The following is a 19,571-nucleotide window of genomic DNA, read 5'->3' on the forward strand; positions in this document are numbered from 1 at the left end:
GCCACCGCCGTCGTCTACGGCGTGCTCAGCTTCGTGGCGGCCCTGCCGGGGCTGGTGGTCCTGGTCGTCCGCTGGTACGCGGGGATGCGCTACGCCCGCCCCGCGGTGAGCAGTTCGAAAACCGCGCCGAACGAGTCGGCCAGGCTCGCCAGGAGTTCCTTCCCCTTTTCCGCCGACCCCAGGGAGGGACGGCCGATGACGCCCGACTCGGTGTAGGCGGACATTCCCAGGGTGAGGAGATGACGGCGGTCGTCAGCGGTGAAATCGGCGGACTCGTGACCAGGGCGGACCAATTCGGGATGAGCGTGCAGCAGAATCGAGGTCTCGATTTCTCCCGCGTGCATGTCGGTGAGCGCCGAGGTCTCCACCCCGGCCCGTCCGAGCGCCGTCTCCCAGTCCTCCGCGGCCGGGTACAGCGCCATCCGCTCACCCCGTGCGGACGCCTCCTGGACGACATTGCCCAGCACGTAGTTGCCGCCGTGGCCGTTGACCACGACCAGTGCCTCGACGCCCGAGCGGTGCAACGATTCTGCGATGTCCCGGACCACCGCGTGCAGGGTCACCGAGGAGATGCTGACGGTCCCCGGCCAGGCCGCGTGCTCGTGCGAGCAGGAGACCGTCACCGGCGGAAGGAGGTGCACCGGGAATGCGGCGGCGATCTCCCGGGCGACGGCACAGGCGACGAGCGTGTCCGTCGCCAGCGGAAGGAAGGGGCCGTGCTGTTCGAAGCTTCCCACGGGAAGGACGGCGACCTGAGTTGAAACGCCCGCCCCCCTGGTCCGTACCTCTTCCGTGGTGTCCGCCGGCAACAAGCCGTATGCCGCGGTACGCGCGCCCGAACCATTCATCTTTTCACGGCCTTTCGTCTCCTCTTAGGAATCAGATCATGACAGAGAACATCGGCGTACTCGGCAAGAAGTCCCCACGGCGTTCGGGCGTGGAACGCGTCGTCAATGCACCGCTGCCCACCGTCTACGGGAAATTCCAGGCGATCGGCTACCTGGACCACGAGCGTGGTGACGAGCAAGTCGCCCTGGTCTACGGGGATATCGACAGCGACCGGGTACTGACCCGGCTGCACTCGGAGTGCCTGACCGGTGACGCGTTCGGCTCCCAGCACTGCGAGTGCGGTGACCAGCTGGCCGCCGCCCTGCGCGCGGTCGTGGCCGAGGGCAGCGGCATCGTCGTCTACCTGCGGGGACACGAGGGCCGCGGCATCGGGCTGCTCGCCAAGCTGCGCGCGATGGCCCTCCAGGCGGAGGGCCTGGACACGGTCGAGGCCAACCTCGCGCTCGGCCTGCCCGTCGACGCCCGCGACTACGGCGTCGCCGCCGGCATCCTGCGCGACCTCGGGGTGAGTTCCGTCCGCCTGATGTCCAACAACCCGCGCAAACGGGAGTCCCTGGTACGCCACGGCATCGAGGTCGCCGAGACGGTCCCGCTGCTGATCGAGCCGTGCGAGAACAACATCACGTATCTGCGGACCAAGCGTGAGCGCCTCGACCACGTCCTGCCCCACCTGGACGCGGTGGCGCACTGGTCCTGAGGTACCGGGTGGCCTCCGGGGAAGGAACAGGAGAGACCGACAGGAGGCGCACGCGTGAATCTTCGAGCCCAGGTCGTGATCATCGGCGGCGGGGTGATGGGCACCAGCATCGCCTACCACCTGGCGAACGCGGGCGTCCGTGACGTCGTCCTCGTCGAACGGGACGAACTCGCCGCCGGATCCACCTCGAAGGCCGCCGGCGGGGTGCGCGCCCAGTTCTCCGACGAGCTCAACATCCAGCTGGGCGCGCGCAGCCTGGCCGCCTTCGCCCGCTTCGGGCAGGAGATCGGGTACGACATCGGGCTGCGCCGCGTCGGCTACCTCTTCCTCCTGTCCACCCCCGAGGAGGTCGCCTCCTTCGAGGCGGGCGTCCGGCTCCAGAACCATCTCGGCGTGCCCAGCCGGATGCTCACCCCGAAAGAGGCGGCCCGGCTCTCCCCGCTGATCGCCACCGAGGGACTGCTGGCCGCCGCGTACTCCCCGGACGACGGCCACTGCACTCCCGAGTCCGTCGTGCACGGCTACGCGGCCGCCGCCCGCGCCCAGGGCGCCCGCGTACTGCGCCACACCGAGGTCACCGGCATCGAACTGGACGGCGCCTTCGTCACCGCCGTGCACACCACCCTCGGCCGGATCGCCACCGACACGGTGGTCTGCGCGGCCGGGGCCTGGTCGAGGGCGGTCGGCGCGATGGCCGGCGTCCACTTACCGGTGCAGCCGCTGCGCCGCCAGATCGCGGTCACCGAACCGGTCCCGGGGCTGCCGCCGACGCTGCCCATGACCATCGACTTCACCACCAGCCTGTACTTCCACGCCGAGGGCCCGGGACTGCTGCTCGGCATGTCCGATCCGGACGAGCGGCCCGGCTTCGCCACCGACCCGCACGACCGCTGGGTCCCGCGCCTGTACGCGGCGATGGAACGCCGGGCCCCCGCCCTGCTCGACCTGCGCCGCACCGGCGGCTGGGCCGGGCTGTACGAGAACACCCCGGACCACAACGCCCTGATCGGCGAGGCGACTTCGGTCTCCCGGTTCCTGTACGCCACCGGGTTCTCCGGCCACGGCTTCCTCCAGGGCCCGGCTGTCGGCGAGGTGATCCGCGACCTCTACCTGGGCCGCGCCCCCTTCCTCGACGTCCGTCCGCTCGGCGCCGGCCGGTTCGCGGCCGACGCTTCCCGCCCGGAGACCAACCTGGTCTGACCGGGCCCCTCTTGATCCAGGAGCGTCCTAGTCCTGGATCGTCTCGTGGACCAGCCTGCGCAGCTCCGGGAGGATCTTCAGGGTCCTGGGGCGCACCTGGGTGTGGAACTGCACGGTCAGGTCGTGGGTGGGGTCGACCCAGAAGGCGGTGGTGGCCGCGCCGGTCCAGCCGTAGCTGCCGAGGCTGCTCGGCGACAGGGTACGGGCGGGGTCGATCACCACCGAGACGCCCAGGCCGAAGCCGAGGCCGCCGTTGCCGGGCTCCTGGTGGGGAGGGGCGCCGAAGGCCCGCAGGTCGGTGCCGCCGGGCAGGTGGTTGCTGGACAGCAGGGCTACCGAGGCGGGGGAGAGCAGCCGGACGCCGTCCAGCTCGCCGCCCCGGCGCAGCATCTCCGTGAAACGGTGGTAGTCGTACGCCGTCGCCGCGAGGCCGCCGCTGCCCGACAGGAGGCGGGGGCGGCCGCGCAACGGCAGCCCGGGGATCGCCTCGATGCCGCCGTCCTCCGTCTCTCCGTACAACTCCGAGAGCCGGTCGGCCTGTTCGGGCACGATGTGCAGGCCCGCGTCCGGCATGCCGAGCGGGCGGAAGACCCGGTCCGCGAAGAACTCGTCGAGCCGCTGCCCGGAGACCACCTCGATGACGCGGCTGAGCACGTTGAAACCGACGGAGTAGTTCCACTGCGTGCCCGGCTCGAACTGGAGGGGCATCCGCGCGTACACCTCCATCGTCTCGGCGAGATTCGCGCCCGTCGGCACCGAGAACTCCAGGCCCGCCTCGCGGTAGCGGGCGTCCACCGGGTGCGAGTGGTAGAAGGCGAAGGTCAGCCCGGCGGTGTGGGTGAGCAGATGCCGGATCAGGATCGGCCCGTCGGCCGGCCGGGTCACCATGCTGTCGCCCGAACCGCTCACGTACACCCGGGGATCGGCGAACTCGGGCAGCAGGCGGCCGACCGGGTCGTCCAGTGACAGCAGACCGTCCTCCACCAGCAGCAGTATCGCCACCGCGGTGACCGGCTTGGTCATCGAGTACACCCGCCAGATGGTGTCCGGCTCGACCGGCAGTCCGGCCGCGCGGTCGCGGTGGCCCTGCGTGGTGAGGTGGGCGATCCGGCCGCCGCGCGCGACGGCCACCAGGTAGCCGGGCAGGCGCCCTTCGTCGACGTAGTGGGCGAAGTGCTGGTCGAGGCGGTCCAGCGCCTTCACGTCCAGCCCGACCTCACTGGGGTCGACTTCCTGTCGCAGCTGTGCCATCGCTCTCCTCCGGTCGTGTCGTCCCGCTGTGCGGTCCGACCTCGGACCTCATCGTCGCGCAGGAACAGGGGAACGGTCCCGCCCATCCGCGTCCGGTGTGACGGACGCTATAGAAGAGGCGCCGGGTAAGGGACACCCGGCCGCCACGCCGAGCGCGGCCCGGAACGCCAGTGCGAGCAGCGGTTTCACGACCCTGGACACCGGCGGGGCGCCCACGCGCACATGCCCCCGTCTTCCCGTGCGCGCTCCGGGTACGCCCGCCCCGGGGGCGATCTTCCCGCCGAACCGGCCGACGGGAATGCGGGGCGGGCCCGGCGGGGTTCTCCCCACATGACCCAGGACGCTCTTCTGAAGCTGCTCTCCGAAGGCCACAACGGGGTGCTGGTCACCCTCAAGAGCGACGGCCGCCCCCAGCTGTCCAATGTCAATCACGCGTACTACCCGGACGAGCGGACCGTCCGTGTCTCGATCACGGACGACCGCGCCAAGACCCGCAACCTGCGCCGTGACGCCCGTGCCTCGTACCACGTCACCAGCCCCGACCGGTGGGCGTACACGGTCGCCGAGGGCACCGCCGAGCTCTCGCCGGTCGCCCAGGACCCGTATGACGAGACCGTCGAGGAACTCATCCGCCTCTACCGTGACGTCCAGGGCGAGCACCCCGACTGGGACGACTACCGCGCCGCGATGGTCCGCGACCGGCGGCTGGTGCTGCGGCTGCGCGTGGAGCGGGCGTATGGCATTCCGCGCGCCTGAGAGCGGGCCCCGGGACCGGGCCTAGGACCTGTGATGGAGGGCGATCGGCCGATGGTTGAGGCGCGGGTCCGATGCCTAGGCTGCCGAGCAGGGAACGGCAGCTCAGGAAGAGGTCACCATGCCCGTGAACGGTCGCAGTCACCTCCGCGTCGCCCGGCCCTCCAGGGACCTCGCCGCGGCCGAGCGCTTCTGGGTGCGCGGGCTGGGGCTCGGTGTGGTGTGGCGGGCCGAGGGCGGTCCGGAGCCCGGTGAGCACGACCTGCTGATGCTGGGCTGGCCGGACGCCGGCTGGCATCTGGAGCTGGTCCATGAACCGGCCCGGCCGGTCGAGCCGCGGCCCACCGAGGAGGACCTGCTGGTGGTCTACGTCGACGGCCCGGTGCCCGACGACCTGGTCGCCCGGCTGGAGGAGCACGGCGGCAAGCGGGTGCCGTCACCGAACCCGTACTGGAACCGGTGGGGGGTCACGATCGAGGACCCGGACGGATACCGGCTCGTGCTCTGCGAGCGGGGCTGGTCCAACGCGTAACCGGGAGTGCTTGCCGCTCGCCCCGTCCGCCGCTAGCCTCCGCCCGTGATCAATGGGGCACATGTGGTGATCTACACGCGCGACGCCGAGGCGGACCGCGCCTTCCTCCAGGACGTCCTGGACTGGCCGCACGTCGACGCCGGACACGGCTGGCTGATCTTCAAGCTGCCGCCGGCCGAGGTGGCCTGCCATCCGGCCGACGGCGAACCGTCGCACGAACTGATGTTGATGTGCGACGACCTCGATGCCACGACCGCCGAACTGACGGCGAAGGGCGTGGAGTTCAGCCGACCCGTCCAGGACGCGGCCTGGGGCCGGGTGACGGGCTTCCGGCTGCCGGGCGGAGGCGAGGTCGCTTTGTACGAGCCGCGCCACCCGCGCGCCCAGCACCGGCCTCCTCCCGTACCCAGGTCTCCAGCGTGTACGTGAACTCGGCAGCCTTGTCGGGCCAGTTGAAATGAGCGACGGCCGCCTCGCGGCCCCGCTGGGCCGCGGTGTGGCGCAGTATCGCGTCGGCGCTCAGCCGCCGTATCGCCTCCGCCGCCGCGCGCGGATCCTCGTAGGGGACGACGAGACCGCAGCCGTGCCGCTCGACCATGTCGGCCGCCAGCGGAGTGGGCGTGGTGATGACGGGGACGCCGTGCGCCATGTACTCGACGACCTTGGTGGGCCGTGAGTGGCGGTAGTTGGGCTGGTCGTGCAGGAGGGAGAGGCCGGCCAGGGCGCCCGGGAGCAGCGCGAGGGCGCGGTCGTTGGGCAGGAAGCCGTGCCAGCGCAGCACGCCGTCCCGGTCGGCCGCCGCGAGCGCCTCCCGGACGTCCGGGTCGGCCGCCCCGGCCACCTCGATGCGCAGTCCCGGCCCCAGGTGCCGGGCGGTCTCGATCAGGTCCAGCGCGCCGCGGGCGCGGGACAGGTGACCGACGTAGACGACGCGTTCGCTGCCGGGAGGTTCGGGCGCCTGCACCGGTGCGGTCGTGAAGTTGGGCACCACCGGGTGGGTGCGACGGAACCGTTCCTGGTAGGCGTCCTCGGCGAGCAGCAGCCGCAGATGGCGTTCCGCCAGCCGCTCGGCCGCCCGCACACCGAGCCGCAGCGGTGGCCGCAGCGCCCGCGGCACCCAGCGTTTCACGGCGAGCGCGGCGGCGGTGTCCTCGTGGACGTCCCACACGACCACCGGGGCCGCCTCGGACCGCCGCCAGCGGCGCAGGGTGCCGGGCAGGGCGAGGAGCAGTTCCGGGTCGTGGAGGAGGATCACGTCCGCCTCGTGGCCGCGGTCGGCGAGCAGCGCGCGGGCCGCGCCCACCGCCGCCCGACGGCTGCGGCCCGCCGCCCGGGGCAGGTCGATGCCTTCGAGGTCGGCGCGGGGGCGCACCTCGCGGGCCGAGAACGGCGCCGCGTACACCACGTGGTGCCCCCGGTCCCGCAGCGCGGTGATCTGCCGGTGCAGTATGCGCGCGTCCTCGGGGTGGTGGACGACGGTGACGACGAGTATCCGCATCTGAGCGCCTTTCGACTCCGCCGCCGGAGCCCTCGGACTCCAGGCGGCGGAAGGGGAGTTGCCACAGAGATCGCCTACAGCACCTCGACACCGGGCCGGAAGATCCGCCCGCGGGTGTCGAAGAGCAGCCGGGCCTCGTCGCCGAGGGCCGGGAGGTCGTACGCGGAGTGGTCCTGGAGCAGGATCGTCAGGTCGTGCGAGCGCACGGCGGCCATGACATCGGTGACACGCGGCACGGCCTCCCCGTCCACGAACCAGGCGGGCACGAACGGGTCGTGGAAGGCGATCTCCGCCTCCCGGTCCCGCAGCAGCCGCGCCACCGGAACCGCCGGCGCCTCGCGCTGGTCGGCGACGTCAGGCTTGTAGGTGACGCCGAGGAGCAGCACCCGGGAGCCGTGCAGGGCGCGGCCCTCGTGGTTGAGCAGATCCTGCGCGCGCCGGACGACGTACTCCGGCATGTGCGCGTTGATCTCCCGGGCCAGTTCCACGAACCGGAACTCGTAGCCGATCGAACGCACCTTGTACGACAGGTAGTTGGGGTCGATCGGGATGCAGTGCCCGCCCACCCCGGCGCTCGGCCGGAAGGGCTGGAAGCCGAACGGCTTCGTGCCGGCGCAGCGGATCGCGTCCCATACGTCCACACGCAACTCCTGGCACAGGATGGCCAGTTCGTTGACCAGGGCGATGTTGACGTGCCGGTAGGTGTTCTCCAGGAGCTTGGCCATCTCGGCTTCCCGGGTGCCCTTGGCCTGTACGACGGTGTCGACGAGCTTGCCGTAGAAGGCGGTCGCCCGGGCCGCGCACGCCGGGGTGTGGCCGCCCACCACCTTCGGTGTCTCGCGCAGCCCGTGGGTGGTGTTGCCGGGGTCGATGCGCTCCGGTGAGAACGCCAGCGCGAAGTCCTCGCCGGCCCGCAGCCCCGACTCCTCCAGGATCGGTTTCAGCACCTCGTCGGTGGTGCCCGGATAGGTCGTCGACTCGAGGACGACGAGCCGTCCGCGGCCCAGTCTGCCCGCCACCGCCCGCGCGGCGGAGGTCACCGCGCCGAGATCGGGACCGCCGTCCTCGCTGAGCGGGGTCGGCACACAGATCACGATCGTCTGCGCACGGGCCAGGCAGGCGTCGTCCGTGTACGCGGTGAAGCCGGCCTGCCGCATGCGGGCGACGTCGTCGTCGGAGACGTCGTCCACATGGGAGTGTCCGGCGTTGAGGCCCTCCACGACCCGTGGGTCGAGGTCGAGCCCCGCCACTCTCAGCCCGACCAGCGACGCCTCCCGCGCGAGCGGAAGCCCGACGTAGCCGAGCCCGATGACGGCCAGTTCGAAGCCGTCGGTCCGTTCTGCGTCCCCGAGCGATTCGCTCAATTCCCCGAGCGGTACGGCCTTTTCGACCTGCATAGGGATTCACTCCGCCCTCAACGGCAGACGCCGTATGGATCCGAAGGGCCCGGACGGTGGGATTCCGGGCGAGGGGGCCTCAGACACATCCAAGAGCGCGATACGCGTCTCGGGTCGTGGCAGCGACCCTTTTCCAGGTGCGGTCACGCGCTACCAGAGCGCGGGCGGACGCTCCCCATTCATGCCGCCGTTCTCGACTGTAAAGCAATACTTCGAGAGCTTCTGCCCAAGCATGCGGTGATTCAGGCGAGATCAGCTGGCCGGTAACTCCCGGTTCGACCAGTTCTCGTAGGGCGGTGAGATCACTGGCCGCTACGGGAACACCGCTCGCCATGGCCTCGACCGGCTTGAGCGGGGTGACCAGACGGCAGACCCGTTCATCGGTGCGCGGCACCGCGAAAACATCCAGAACCGCGTGGTAGGAGCGCACTTGGTCGTGCGGGACACGGCCGGTGAACAGCGCGACGCCGGCGCCGAGACCCAGCCGGCCGGCCAGTGCCTCGAGTGCCCCGCGCTCGGGTCCGTCACCGACGATCAGCAGCCGCAGCGGAGCCCCACGACGGCGCAGCTCGGCACCCGCATGGAGCAATGTGCCGATTCCCTCGTGTGGAGTAAGGCTGCTGACGGTGCCCACCACGAAGTCGTCCGCCGCGATGCCGAGCCGGCCGCGCAGTTCCGCCCCGTCCGGCGGCGGGGCGAGGAAGGCGTCGTCCACCGCGTTGGGCACGATCAGGACCCGCTCCTCGGGCACCCCGCGGGAGACGATCTCGGCCTTCATCGCCGTGCCCAGGGTCAGCACCAGGTCGGCCTGGCGCATGCAGTACGTCTCCAGGGCGCGCCGCGCGCGGTAGGTCCGGTCCTCCGGAGTGCGGCCCGCCGCCTGGGTCAGCCAGGTCTCCTCCAGGAACCCGCGCACCTCGTACACCACCGGCAGTCCGTAGGTCTCCCGCAGGGCCAGCGCCACCCGCCCGTTGCCGTGGTCGGTGGCCGCGTGCAGCACGGCGGGCCGCAGCCGCTCCACCAGGCGCCCGGCCAGCTCGGCGTTGCGGGCCAGTACCGGGCCCTGCCCGTAGGGCAGGTTCAGCGGCAGCAGCCGGTGCTGCGGCACCCCGTTCACGATCTGCAGCGGACGGGCGTCCAGGACGCCCTGCGCCACCGGGAACCCGATGCGGGTCACCACGTGCGGATCGAGCCCGGCGGCCCGCTGGGCCTCGGCGAGGGCCTGGGTGCGCACGGTGTATCCGGCGTGCTTGAACGGCAGCCCGTTGGTCACCAGATGGAGCACCCGGCCGGGCTCGGGCCGTACCGGCCGCCCGGCGGGTGCCGCTACCCGGGCGGCGGACGGCGTCGCGGCCGGCCCGGCCGAGCGGGCCCGGGCGGAGAGCCGCCGCTCGACCGGCCGCAGCCCGCGACGCACCCGCTCCGGCAGCAGTCGTACGCCGAGCAGCGCGGCCCGCGCGGGATCGCTGCGCAACTCGCCCCATGCGACGGATGCGGCCAAGCTGAGTGCACGGGGAATCCGAAGAACACGGCGCGGCATGTGCGGGAACAGAAGTCGGGCCATGTCGCCAAGGTAGGCCGACAGAGCGGAGAACGTACGACATGAACGGCCGCGTACTCCATGTCGTAGGGACCAGGCCGAACTTCGTGAAGGCCGCGCCCGTCGTCGCCGCCCTGCGCGCGACCGGGCACGACCAGGTCCTGGTGCACACGGGTCAGCACTACGACGAACGGATGTCGCACATCTTCTTCCGGGAGCTGGGCCTGCCCGCTCCGGACACCGATCTGGGCGTCGGCTCCGGCAGCCAGGCCCGGCAGACCGCCGACCTGCTGGTGGCGCTGGAGGGCGAGCTGCTGGCCCGCGCCCCGGCCCTGGTCGTCGTGTACGGCGACGTGAACTCCACCCTCGCCGCGGCCCTGGCCGCCGCGAAGCTGGGCATCCCGGTCGCCCACGTCGAGGCGGGCCTGCGCAGCTTCGACATGGCGATGCCGGAGGAGGTCAACCGGCGCCTGGTCGACCAGCTGGCCGAGCTGCTCTTCGCGACCAGCCCGGAAGCCCTCGGCCATCTCGCCCGCGAGGGCGTCGACCCGGGCCGGACGCACCTCGTCGGGAACCCGATGATCGACACCCTGCTCACCCATCTGGACCATTTCGACCCGGTCGCCGCCCGCACCGCCCACGCACTGCCCGAACGCTACGGCGTGGTCACCCTGCACCGGCCGGCCAACGTCGACGACCCCGAGGCGGCCGCGGCCGCCGCCCGCGCGCTCACCGAGGCGGCCATCCACCTGGACCTCGCCGTGCCCCTGCACCCGCGCGGCCGGGAGGCACTGCGCAAGGCGGGCCTCGCCGACGCGCCCGGCATCCATCTGCTCGAACCGCTCGGCTACGTCGAGTTCATGGGCCTGGTGCGGGGCGCCGCCGCCGTGATCACCGACTCCGGCGGGGTCCAGGAGGAGACCACCGTGCTGGGCGTCCCCTGCCTGACGCTGCGCACCACCACCGAACGCCCCGTCACCGTCACCCACGGCACCAACCGCCTGGTGAGCCACAGCGAACTGGTGCCCGCCCTGCGCAAGGTCCTGGACGGACCGCCGGCCGCCGACCCCGAGGGCCCGCCGCTGTGGGACGGCAAGGCCGGCCCCCGCATCGCCCGCGTACTCACCGAGTGGCTGGAGCGCCATGACTGAGGCCACCCGCACCCACCCCGACGGTCCCCGCGCCCTCGGGCACACCGCCCGCACCTACTGGGACACCCGGCACCGCGAACGCGACGACCTCGCCTCCGGCGGCCACATCGGCCTGGACCGGCCCGGCAACGAGATCTTCTACGCGGTACGGCTCGGCCAGCTCCTCACCCTGATCGGCGACCTGTCCAGCCCGGCCTCCCCGCTGTTCGTGCTCGACGCCGGCTGCGGCAAGGGGCACTTCGCCCGCGCCCTGGCCCGCTGCGGCCACCACGTGGACGCCTTCGATGCCAGCGAGGAGGCCGTCAGCCAGGCCCGCGCCGAGGGCGGCGGCCCCCGCTACGCCTTCGCCGCCCTCGACGAGTGGCGCAGCCCCTGGCTCTACGACGTGGTGATGTGCGTGGACGTCCTCTTCCACGTCATGGACGACGCGCAGTGGGCGGCCGGCCTGCGCAACCTCGCCTCACTGGTCCGGATCACCGGACGGCTGATCGTCACCGACGAGCACACCGACGAGCCCGTCCCGCGCGGCGACTACATCCTGCACCGGCCGATCGCCGCCTACCGCAGGGAACTCGAGCCCCTGGGCCTGAGTCACACCCACTTCCGGCCCTACGGCTTCCGCGAGAACCGGGTCGGCTTCCATGTCTTCACGAGGACCCGCTGATGCGCCTGACCGATCTGCTCCACCCGCACCTGGACGACGTGACCTCGGTCGTGGACGCGACGCGCGGCGGCCTGCGTCTTGACCCCTATCTGCACCTCCCGCCGGGCGTCGCCTCGACCCGGCACGAACAGCCGGTCGGCGAAGGGGAGTTGATGCTCCTCTGCTACGGCCCCGACCCGGACCTGCACGGCGACGAGGCGGACTGCCTCGCCGCACTGGAACGCATGCGGCCCGGCGGCCGCGGCCTGATCGTCTTCGGCCACCCCGGCACCGACCTGCCCTACCACCGTCTCCTCGACGCCCTGGTGGCCCACCGCTGCCAGGTGCTGCACGCCGCCGCGCTCGGCTACACGCATCTGCACGCCGGCGCGGTCTTCGCCTGCACCGAGGAACTCCTGCCGCCGCACGACTGGTTCGGCCACCCGCTGCCGGCCGACGGTTTCGCCACGGCCCTCCGGATCGCCGACGAGTACGTCCTCGCCGACTTCGTCTCCCGCTCCCAGCGGGCCCGCCTGAACGACTTGGAGCGGGCGGCCGAGGAGACCGCCCGCGCCCTGGAGAGCGGCCGCGAGGACGGCCTCGCCGAACGGCTGGCCGCCGCCCTGCGGGACAAGGACCAGCTGGCCTCCGCCCTGCGCGGGGCCCGGGAGCGGACCGGTGTGCTGGAGGCCCGCGTGGCCATGCTGGAGGGTTCCACCTCGCTGCGGGTCGGCAAGGCCCTGGTGTCGGCGGCCCGGTCGCCGGGGCGCGGCGCGGCCCGGCTGCCCGGGGAGCTGTACGGGCTGTGGCGGCAGCGCAAGGTCAGGGGCCGGCCGGCGCGGGCCGCGAGCGCCGCCCCGGCACCGGAGGCACCGGCCGACGACCGCTTCTACCTCTCCCACCGCGCCCTGTCCGTGGCCCCCCGCGACCGGCTGGTGATCACCGGCGTGCTGACCGACCGCACCGCCGCCGACTTCGCGGCCGACGCCGTGGTCAGCCGGGTGCTGCCGCACGACGGGCGACTGCTGGTCGAGCGCACCGACCCGGACGTCTTCCTCGTCCAGCTCGGCGCGTGCACCGGCGAGGCCGGCCCCTGGACGCTCACCGGCACCGGACACGCCCCCGACCTCGACCGGCGCTTGGCCGAACTGATCAGCCAGGCAAGGGGGCTGGGCCGTGCCGCGGTGCTGTGGCGGGACGGCCCGGCGTCCTTGGCACCGGGCCTGTCCCAACTGCCCTGGGACGCCGTCCTCGACGGCGACACCGGGACCGCGCTCTCCCGCCTCGACCCGGTCACCGACGGCCGGGACCGGCTCCGGGACGTCTTCCAGCAGGACAGCACCCGGGTACGACTGGCCCGGCTCGCCGAACTGGCCGGCGCCCCCGCCCCGACGGCCGAGCGCCGGGTCGCCGTCCTGGCCGCGCCCCGGGACGCCACCGACGTGGCCCGGCTCGTCGCCCAGACGCTCTGCCAGCTGCACCGGCCGGCCGAGGTGGTGGTCGCCGACCCCGTGGGGCTCGACCTCGGCGAACTCACCGCCGCCTCCGTCGCCGTCCACTCCGGACCGCCCACCGCGCCCTGGGTCGCCGACTGGACGGACCTGACCGAGGACCGCCCCGACACCCTGCTGCTCGACCTGCTCTGCGCCCAGGAGTTCTCGGGCGCCGACGCGGTGGGCCACACCCCCGCTGCCGACGACTACGCCTTCGTACCGACCCTGACACCGCTGCTCGTCCGCCGGTCGCTCCTTGACACCGGCACCCCACCGGACACCTGGTCGCGTGCCGGGCACCGCCTGTTCGCCGTGCGTGGAAAGGAACCGTCATGACCCGCACCCTCAGGGCGCTCGTCTACGGCGACGTGGACCTCAACCTCATCGACGGCTCCGCCGTCTGGGCCCAGTCGACGGTACAGGCGCTGTCCCGCGCGGGCTGCCGGACCCGGCTCGTCCTCAAGGCCCCCGTGGAGACCGGCCGGCTGACCGACCCGCTGGCCGGACTGCCCGGGGTCACCGTGGTCCGGCCGTACGAGGAGCACCTCGTCCCCGGCCAGGGCGCGCACCCCCTGTCCCCCTACCAGGCCTCGCAGTTGCTCGCCCGCCTCGACGACGAGGAGCCCTGCGACCTGCTGGTGCTGCGCGGCCGCCGGCTGGTGAAGCAGATCGTCGGCGACGGCAACTTCCACGGACGCATCTGGGCCTACCTCACCGACATCCCGCAGTCCCCGGCCGAGATGACCGAACAGGACCGCGTCGACCTCGCCCGTATCGCCAACGCCTCCCGGCAACTCCTGTGCCAGACGGAGGAGTTGCGCTGCTTCCTGGAGGCCTGGGTGCCGGAGGCCTGCGGCCGGGCCGTGCTCTGCCCGCCGGCGGTGCCCGAACCCGGCGTCCGGCTCCCGCGGCGCAACGGACTGCACGACCCCGTACGCCTCGTCTACACCGGCAAGTTCGCGCCCCGCTGGAACACCCTGCCCATGACCCGGCTGCCCGCGCGGCTCGCCGAACGCGGCATCCGGGCCGAACTCCACGCCGTCGGCGACAAGATCCACAAGGATGCCGCCCACCCCGGCTTCGACACCGCCATGGCCGAGGCGCTGCGCACCACTGACGAGGTCGTCCACCACGGCGGTGTGCCCCGCGAGGAGGCCATGCGTATCGCCGCCGACTGCGATCTCGGCCTCGGCTGGCGTGACTCCTCCCTGGACGCCAGCCTCGAACTCTCCACCAAGGTCCTGGAGTTCGGCTCCGTCGGCCTGCCCGTCGTCCTCAACCGCACCCCCGCGCACGAGGCGCTGCTCGGCACCGACTACCCGCTGTTCGTGCCGGGCGACGCGGCCCTCGCGGACGCGGTGGACGCCGTCTCCGTCGCCGTACGCGACGCCGAGGCCAGGCATCTGGCGGCCGACCGGTGTGCGGAAGCGGCCCGGCAGTACACCATGGAGGCCGCGGCCGCCCGCTGGCGTGCCCACCTCGACGGCGCCTTCCCCGCCGCCCCCGCCGCCGTCGCCACCCGCGGGCGTCCGCTGCGGATCGGGGTGGCGGGCCACGACCTGAAGTTCCTCACCCGGCTGCTCGACCACTTCCGCGCCCTGCCCGGCCTCGACGTACGCGTCGACGCCTGGCCCGCGCTCGCCCGGCACGACCCGGCCGCGAGCCGTGAACTCGCTAACTGGGCCGATGTGGTGGTCGTCGAGTGGTGCGGCCCGGCGGCGGTCTGGTACAGCCGCCACAAGCGGCGCGGCAGCAGGCTGATCGTCCGTCTGCACCGCTTCGAACTCGACGCCGGCTACCCGCAGCAGGTCGACATCGACGCCGTCGACCGCGTGGTCTGCGTCAGCCCCTACTACGCCCGCAGCACCCGGGAGCGCACCGGCTGGCCCGCCTCGAAGATCACCACGATCGGCAACTGGGTCGACGTCGACCAGCTCGACCGGCCCAAGGCCCCCGGCGCCCGGCACCGGCTCGGCATGATCGGCATCGCGCCCAGCCGCAAACGCCTCGACCTCGGCCTCGACGTCCTGGAGGCGCTGCGCGCCCACGACCGGCGCTGGCACCTCTCGGTCAAGTCCAAGCCGCCGTGGGAGTACTGGTGGATCTGGAACAAGCCCGAGGAACGTGCCCACTACGAGGCGATCCTGCGCCGGATGCAGACCTCGCCGCTGCTCGAAGGGGCCGTCGTCTTCGACCAGTTCGGCCCGGACGTGCCGAACTGGCTGCGCCGCATCGGCCATGTCCTTTCCACCAGCGACGACGAGAGCTTCCACCTCGCGCCCGCCGAGGGCATGGCCTCCGGCGCCGTACCCGCGCTGCTGCCCTGGCCGGGCGCGGACGAGATCTACGACCGGCGCTGGATCCACGACACCCCGGAGGCGATGGCCGAGTCGATCGCCGCGCTGGCCGACCAGGATGACTGGCGCGCGGCCGGGGAGACGGCCCGCGGCCAGGTACGGGAGGGCTTCTCGCTGGAACGGGTGGCGAAGGACTGGACGGAGCTGCTGGTGTCCGGCTGAGACACCCCTTTCCCGAGCCTCGTGCCCGTTCGCGTCCTCCAGGGCATGCCCGAGGACCCCGCCCCCGGCGGTTTCGCTGCGGGCGGGGTCCTCGCTGTTGGGGGTCAGGCCGCGGACTCCTGCTGCGCGGCCGGTTCGGGCAGCAGACGGGCGCCGAGCCGGTCCGCGCTCGGCCAGCGGACGTCGCAGGCCCAGCCCAGCCTCTCGAACACCCGGATCAGGCGTGCCGAGGGGTCGATCTGGCCGGGCAGCACACCGTGGCGCGCGCCCGTGGGGTCGGCGTGATGCGAGTTGTGCCAGCTCTCGCCGAAGGACAGCAGGGCCAGCGGCCAGAAGTTGGTGGCCTTGTCCCGACTGGCGAACGGGCGCCTGCCCGCGACATGACAGACCGAGTTCACCGACCAGGTGACATGGTGCAGCAGCGCCATCCGCATCAGGCCGGCCCAGAAGAACCCGGTCAGCGCACCGGTCCAGGTTCCGGTGACGAGCCCGCCGACCAGTGCGGGGGCCAGCAGCGAGACGACGGTCAGCGGCCCGAAGAGCCTGCCGACGAGTCGCAGGTCGCGATCGGCGGCGATGTCGGGCGCGAACCTGGCCCGGTTGCTCAGTTCACGCTTGAGCATCCATCCGATGTGCGCGTGCACAAGCCCCTTGAGCAGCGCGCGCGTGTCGGTTCCGAAGCGCCAGGGGGAGTGCGGGTCGCCCTCGCGGTCGGCGAAGGCGTGGTGGCGGCGGTGGTTCGCCACCCACTGCACCGGCGAGCCCTCGACCCCCAGCGAGCCCGCGACGGCCAGGGCGATGCGCAGGCCCCGCTTCGCCTTGAACGAGCGGTGCGTGAAGAGGCGGTGATAGCCGACCGTGAGGCCGAAGCCGGACACCAGGTAGGCGACCACGGCCATGCTGACGTCCAGCGCGGACAAGCCCCGTCCCCACACCAACGGCACGGCGACGGCCAGGCAGATCAGCGGGCCGACGACGAAGATCCACATCGCGATGCCCGCCGCGGCCGTCTGCGGGGCGTCGAGCAGCGGCTTGACCCCGGTCGTGGTCTCGGCGTCGCCTTCGGCGACGGCCTGTTCGGGACGGTCGGCTCTGCTCGTGTTCATCGGTTCCCCGCCGTTGCTCGAGGTTGTCGGACACGCTGCCGGACCGACCGGGAGAAGGCGCGCGCGTACGCTGGCGAGCGTGCTCGGCGGCCTACGTCCCACGATCGCACCGGACGGCATCCCCGCAGGTCACCGCTCATGTCCAGGGTGTGAACGGCGTGGGACCAAATATCCTTCCCGACCCGGCAAAAGCGTCGCTCCCCGCCGGGCGGGCGGCCGGGTCCAGGAACCACCCCCAAGCGCGCCCTTGTCGACAACTCCCGGCCTCCCGGCCGTGGTTGACCCGTACCCAGCGCGAGCGGCCCCACCCCCCTCAGTCCCTGGAAACGCTTGATCTCAAGTGCGCTCGAGGTTCTACAGTCGGATGCGCTGATGCCGACGTCGTGGAGAGGAACGGCCATGAGGACACTGGTGCTCGGGAGGACGCCCGCGAGGGTGACGGCCGTGTTGGCCACGCTGCGCGCGGACGGCTTCGACGCGGAGGGGGTGAGCACCGACGACGAGGCCCGGAAGCTGTTGGAGTCCGGGGAGTTCGGGGTGCTGATCATCGGCGGGGGCGTGGGGCCCGAATCCCGCGCGGAGATCAAGGAGTTCGCCGCGGGGCACCGGGTGCGGCGGGTGATCGACGGGGCGCTGTCGGAGCCGTTCGACGCCTACGTGCGGCGGGAGTTCGAGCCGCTGATCCGGGAGACCGCCGCAGGGTGACGGCCGCGGTCCGCCCGGGCACCGCCCGCGCCGGCTTCCCGGCGAGGACGTACGCTCCGACGACGGCCAGGCCGGCTCCGCCGGACGCGGTCCCGGACTCCCCCGGGCGGGCCGCCCGCTGAGCCGCTCGGTGAGCTTGTGGTGAGAGGGCGGTGAGACACGGCCCGGATTCAGGCTGCGTACAGGCACTACGGCGGATACTCACGAAGATCCGGAATGTTCATACCGTTCCGGATGTGACCTTCGTCGATTTCCGCCCGTCCTAGAGGCCGTAGCAATCCAGGACGTACCGGAAGTCCTGGAACCCGGGAGTCCTGGAGGCCGCCTCCGATGCCGAGCCCTGCCGTCACCGCGCCGCTCGCCCGTGTCCAGGGTCCGCCGCCGCCGACCCCGGTGCGGACCCTCACCGAGCGCCACGAGCGCCCCCTGCTCGGCGCCGTCGCCGCCGTCGCCGCGCTCCTCTACTTCTGGGGTATCTGGCACAGCGCGTACCACGCCTTCTACGCGAGCGCGGTCCGCAGCATGACCGACAACCCGGTCGCCTTCCTCTACGGTTCCTTCGACCCGGCGGGCTCGATCACCCTGGACAAACTGCCCGGCTTTCTGTGGCCGCAGGCCCTGTCGGCGCTGGCCTTCGGCTTCCACCCCTGGGCCCTGGTGATCCCGCAGGGCCTGGAGGGCGTGGCCGCCGTGGTGCTGTTGCACGTGGTGGTACGGCGGTGGGCTGGTGTGGGGGCGGGGTTGCTGGCCGCCGCGTTTCTCACGCTCACCCCGGTGACCGTGGGCCTGGCCCGCTCCGTCACCGAGGACGCGCCGTTCGTGCTGTTGCTGCTGCTGGCCGCCGAGGCCGTCCAACGGGCCACCGCCCGGGCCCGGACGCGCACCCTCGTCCTGGCGGGCGTCTGGGTCGGGCTGGCCTTCCAGTGCAAGATGCTGGAGGCCTGGGCGGTGCTGCCCGCGCTGGCCGTGCCCTATCTGGTGGCCGCGCCGACGCCCGCGCGCCGCCGGGTCCGCGATCTGGCGGTGTCGGGCGCGGTCATGCTGACGGTGTCCCTGTCCTGGATGCTGGTCGCCACGCTCACTCCGGCATCGGCCCGCCCGTACCTGGACGGGACGACCGACAACTCCCCGTTCGGGCTGGTCGTCGGCTACAACTTCCTCACCCGTTTCGGCGCGCTGGGCGTTGACGCGGCCGGCACCGGCAGCATCGTCGCCGACCGGGCGCACGGCGAACTGTCGGCGGGCATGGGCGACAGCGTCTGGAAGATGTTCAGCCCCGGCATCGCCACCCAGACGGGCTGGCTGTATCCGCTCGCCGCGCTCGGCCTGGTGGCCGGGCTGTCGGCGCTGTGGCGCCGCCGCGTCCCGCGCACCGATCCCGCCCTGGCCGGATACCTGATGTGGGGGGTGTGGCTGGTGACCTTCTTCCTGGTCTTCAGCTTCGGCAGCGTGACCGGACACACCTACTACATGGGCGTGGTGGCGGTGGCCCTGGCAGCACTGGCAGGGGCGGCCGTGACACAGGTAGGGCGGCGCGGCGTGCTGTGTGCGGTGCTCGCCGTCAACGTCGCCTGGTGCGCGGCCCTCGCCCTGACCTACCCGCGCTTCTTCGTCTGGTCGGTCGCCGTCGCCGTGGGACTGGGCCTGCCGGCCCTGGCGCTGCTCGTCGCCGACCGGCCGCGCCGGCACCGGGCCGGCCTCGCCGTCGCCCTCGCCGCTGTCCTCGTCATCCCCACGGTGTGGTCCGCGTCCGCGCTGTCCCTGCGGTACAACCAGCCCGGCGGTTTCGGCCGGGTCGGCCCGGCCGGCGTCCGCGTCCACGACGCCACCTCGGCCCTGACCCCGGCCCAGCGGCGGGTCCTCGCCTACCTCACCGCGCACCGCGACGGCGCCCGCTACCTGGCCGCCGTACCCCGCTGGCAGGCGGCGGCACCGTACATCCTCGCGGCCAACGCCTCGGTCCTGCCGGTGGGCGGCTTCACCGCCCATGTGCCCTACCCCGCCGCCACGGCCTTCCACCATCTGATCGACACCGGCGGGCTCCGATACGTCCTTCTGGGCCGCGCCGACCTCACCCACCGCGCCCGGGGCGCCAGGACCCCGGGCCGGGCCCTGATGCGCTGGGTCATCGGCCACTGCTCGCCGGTTCGTGTCTCGGCCTACACGGTGTACCGCTGCGGGCCGGGGCACGGAGGGTGAGCGGAAGGGCGGCCCCGGACCGCGGTCGGTCCGGGGCC

16 protein-coding genes and 1 pseudogene are annotated in these 19,571 nt (G+C 72.6%); 11 read left to right on the plus strand and 6 right to left on the minus strand.

What is annotated here, in order from left to right:
- Window positions 1-89: 89 nt before the first annotated feature.
- Window positions 90-848 carry a creatininase family protein gene (locus AB0D59_RS32435; protein WP_351730597.1) on the minus strand — a complete coding sequence of 253 codons (759 nt, stop codon included), beginning with the start codon at window positions 846-848 and terminating at the stop codon, window positions 90-92.
- A gap of 38 nt (window positions 849-886) precedes the next feature.
- On the opposite strand from AB0D59_RS32435, the gene ribA reads away from it, so the two are divergent.
- Entirely contained in the window at window positions 887-1,546 is a 660-nt protein-coding gene (ribA, locus tag AB0D59_RS32440; protein WP_351730600.1) for a GTP cyclohydrolase II, read from the plus strand.
- Window positions 1,547-1,600: 54 nt separating this feature from the next.
- Window positions 1,601-2,746: an FAD-binding oxidoreductase gene (locus AB0D59_RS32445; protein ID WP_362573087.1), complete on the plus strand. Its 1,146-nt coding sequence runs from the start codon at window positions 1,601-1,603 to the stop codon at window positions 2,744-2,746.
- Window positions 2,747-2,773: 27 nt separating this feature from the next.
- On the opposite strand, the gene AB0D59_RS32450 is transcribed toward AB0D59_RS32445, so the two are convergent.
- Window positions 2,774-3,997: a serine hydrolase domain-containing protein gene (locus AB0D59_RS32450; RefSeq protein ID WP_362573090.1), complete on the minus strand. Its 1,224-nt coding sequence runs from the start codon at window positions 3,995-3,997 to the stop codon at window positions 2,774-2,776.
- Window positions 3,998-4,327: 330 nt separating this feature from the next.
- On the opposite strand from AB0D59_RS32450, the gene AB0D59_RS32455 reads away from it, so the two are divergent.
- From AB0D59_RS32455 to AB0D59_RS32465, 3 genes and pseudogenes are all read left to right on the plus strand, one after another.
- A complete protein-coding gene (locus tag AB0D59_RS32455) occupies window positions 4,328-4,753 on the plus strand; it encodes a PPOX class F420-dependent oxidoreductase (RefSeq protein ID WP_362573093.1) in 426 nt (141 codons plus the stop codon).
- Window positions 4,754-4,871: 118 nt separating this feature from the next.
- Entirely contained in the window at window positions 4,872-5,282 is a 411-nt protein-coding gene (locus AB0D59_RS32460; RefSeq protein ID WP_362573096.1) for a VOC family protein, read from the plus strand.
- Between the two features lie 66 nt (window positions 5,283-5,348).
- Window positions 5,349-5,567: pseudogene (locus AB0D59_RS32465) on the plus strand (extradiol dioxygenase); the annotation flags it as partial.
- On the opposite strand, the gene AB0D59_RS32470 reads toward AB0D59_RS32465, so the two are convergent.
- The 3 genes from AB0D59_RS32470 to AB0D59_RS32480 all read right to left on the minus strand — a co-directional run bounded on the left by AB0D59_RS32470 (window position 5,566) and on the right by AB0D59_RS32480 (window position 9,678).
- The gene (locus AB0D59_RS32470; protein WP_362573099.1) at window positions 5,566-6,780 is read right to left on the minus strand and encodes a glycosyltransferase; all 1,215 of its coding nucleotides are present in this window, start codon (window positions 6,778-6,780) and stop codon (window positions 5,566-5,568) included. The pseudogene AB0D59_RS32465 and the gene AB0D59_RS32470 sit on opposite strands and share 2 nt — an antisense overlap.
- A gap of 74 nt (window positions 6,781-6,854) precedes the next feature.
- Window positions 6,855-8,177, minus strand: coding sequence for a nucleotide sugar dehydrogenase (locus AB0D59_RS32475; RefSeq protein ID WP_362573102.1), 1,323 nt, complete (start codon window positions 8,175-8,177; stop codon window positions 6,855-6,857).
- Window positions 8,178-8,256: 79 nt separating this feature from the next.
- Window positions 8,257-9,678, minus strand: coding sequence for a glycosyltransferase (locus AB0D59_RS32480; RefSeq protein WP_362573104.1), 1,422 nt, complete (start codon window positions 9,676-9,678; stop codon window positions 8,257-8,259).
- Between the two features lie 101 nt (window positions 9,679-9,779).
- On the opposite strand from AB0D59_RS32480, the gene wecB reads away from it, so the two are divergent.
- The 4 genes from wecB to AB0D59_RS32500 are packed head-to-tail and all read left to right on the plus strand — an operon-like array spanning window position 9,780 to window position 15,523.
- Window positions 9,780-10,868: a UDP-N-acetylglucosamine 2-epimerase (non-hydrolyzing) gene (gene wecB, locus AB0D59_RS32485; protein ID WP_362573107.1), complete on the plus strand. Its 1,089-nt coding sequence runs from the start codon at window positions 9,780-9,782 to the stop codon at window positions 10,866-10,868.
- A complete protein-coding gene (locus AB0D59_RS32490; RefSeq protein WP_362573110.1) occupies window positions 10,861-11,532 on the plus strand; it encodes a class I SAM-dependent methyltransferase in 672 nt (223 codons plus the stop codon). Before wecB ends, AB0D59_RS32490 begins: the two co-directional genes overlap by 8 nt.
- On the plus strand, window positions 11,532-13,340 hold the full coding sequence (locus AB0D59_RS32495; protein WP_362573112.1) for a hypothetical protein: 1,809 nt from the start codon (window positions 11,532-11,534) through the stop codon (window positions 13,338-13,340). The genes AB0D59_RS32490 and AB0D59_RS32495 overlap by 1 nt, the downstream gene beginning before the upstream one ends.
- Entirely contained in the window at window positions 13,337-15,523 is a 2,187-nt protein-coding gene (locus AB0D59_RS32500) for a glycosyltransferase (RefSeq protein WP_362573115.1), read from the plus strand. Before AB0D59_RS32495 ends, AB0D59_RS32500 begins: the two co-directional genes overlap by 4 nt.
- Before the next feature lie 104 nt (window positions 15,524-15,627).
- Here AB0D59_RS32500 and AB0D59_RS32505 read toward each other — a convergent pair whose 3' ends face one another.
- On the minus strand, window positions 15,628-16,512 hold the full coding sequence (locus AB0D59_RS32505; protein ID WP_362573448.1) for a fatty acid desaturase: 885 nt from the start codon (window positions 16,510-16,512) through the stop codon (window positions 15,628-15,630).
- Between the two features lie 516 nt (window positions 16,513-17,028).
- Between AB0D59_RS32505 and AB0D59_RS32510 the strand changes: the two genes are divergently transcribed.
- Window positions 17,029-17,334, plus strand: a complete 306-nt coding sequence (locus AB0D59_RS32510) for a hypothetical protein (protein WP_362573117.1) — start codon at window positions 17,029-17,031, stop codon at window positions 17,332-17,334.
- A 330-nt stretch (window positions 17,335-17,664) separates the two neighbouring features.
- Window positions 17,665-19,533 (plus strand): glycosyltransferase family 39 protein, encoded by a 1,869-nt coding sequence (locus tag AB0D59_RS32515; RefSeq protein WP_362573120.1) that lies wholly within the window; start codon window positions 17,665-17,667, stop codon window positions 19,531-19,533.
- Window positions 19,534-19,571: the final 38 nt, after the last annotated feature.

It is taken from the genome of Streptomyces sp. NPDC048417 (assembly GCF_040651615.1).
Lineage (GTDB): Bacteria > Actinomycetota > Actinomycetes > Streptomycetales > Streptomycetaceae > Streptomyces.

Excerpts from the sequence above, each read along its gene's own strand:
- AB0D59_RS32435 (WP_351730597.1), bottom strand. The coding sequence starts at position 848 with ATGAATGGTTCGGGCGCGCGTACCGCGGCATACGGCTTGTTGCCGGCG.
- ribA (WP_351730600.1), top strand. The coding sequence starts at position 887 with ATGACAGAGAACATCGGCGTACTCGGCAAGAAGTCCCCACGGCGTTCG.
- AB0D59_RS32450 (WP_362573090.1), bottom strand. The coding sequence starts at position 3,997 with ATGGCACAGCTGCGACAGGAAGTCGACCCCAGTGAGGTCGGGCTGGAC.
- AB0D59_RS32455 (WP_362573093.1), top strand. The coding sequence starts at position 4,328 with ATGACCCAGGACGCTCTTCTGAAGCTGCTCTCCGAAGGCCACAACGGG.
- AB0D59_RS32460 (WP_362573096.1), top strand. The coding sequence starts at position 4,872 with ATGCCCGTGAACGGTCGCAGTCACCTCCGCGTCGCCCGGCCCTCCAGG.
- AB0D59_RS32470 (WP_362573099.1), bottom strand. The coding sequence starts at position 6,780 with ATGCGGATACTCGTCGTCACCGTCGTCCACCACCCCGAGGACGCGCGC.
- AB0D59_RS32475 (WP_362573102.1), bottom strand. The coding sequence starts at position 8,177 with ATGCAGGTCGAAAAGGCCGTACCGCTCGGGGAATTGAGCGAATCGCTC.
- wecB (WP_362573107.1), top strand. The coding sequence starts at position 9,780 with ATGAACGGCCGCGTACTCCATGTCGTAGGGACCAGGCCGAACTTCGTG.
- AB0D59_RS32490 (WP_362573110.1), top strand. The coding sequence starts at position 10,861 with ATGACTGAGGCCACCCGCACCCACCCCGACGGTCCCCGCGCCCTCGGG.
- AB0D59_RS32495 (WP_362573112.1), top strand. The coding sequence starts at position 11,532 with ATGCGCCTGACCGATCTGCTCCACCCGCACCTGGACGACGTGACCTCG.
- AB0D59_RS32500 (WP_362573115.1), top strand. The coding sequence starts at position 13,337 with ATGACCCGCACCCTCAGGGCGCTCGTCTACGGCGACGTGGACCTCAAC.
- AB0D59_RS32505 (WP_362573448.1), bottom strand. The coding sequence starts at position 16,512 with ATGTGGATCTTCGTCGTCGGCCCGCTGATCTGCCTGGCCGTCGCCGTG.
- AB0D59_RS32510 (WP_362573117.1), top strand. The coding sequence starts at position 17,029 with ATGAGGACACTGGTGCTCGGGAGGACGCCCGCGAGGGTGACGGCCGTG.
- AB0D59_RS32515 (WP_362573120.1), top strand. The coding sequence starts at position 17,665 with ATGCCGAGCCCTGCCGTCACCGCGCCGCTCGCCCGTGTCCAGGGTCCG.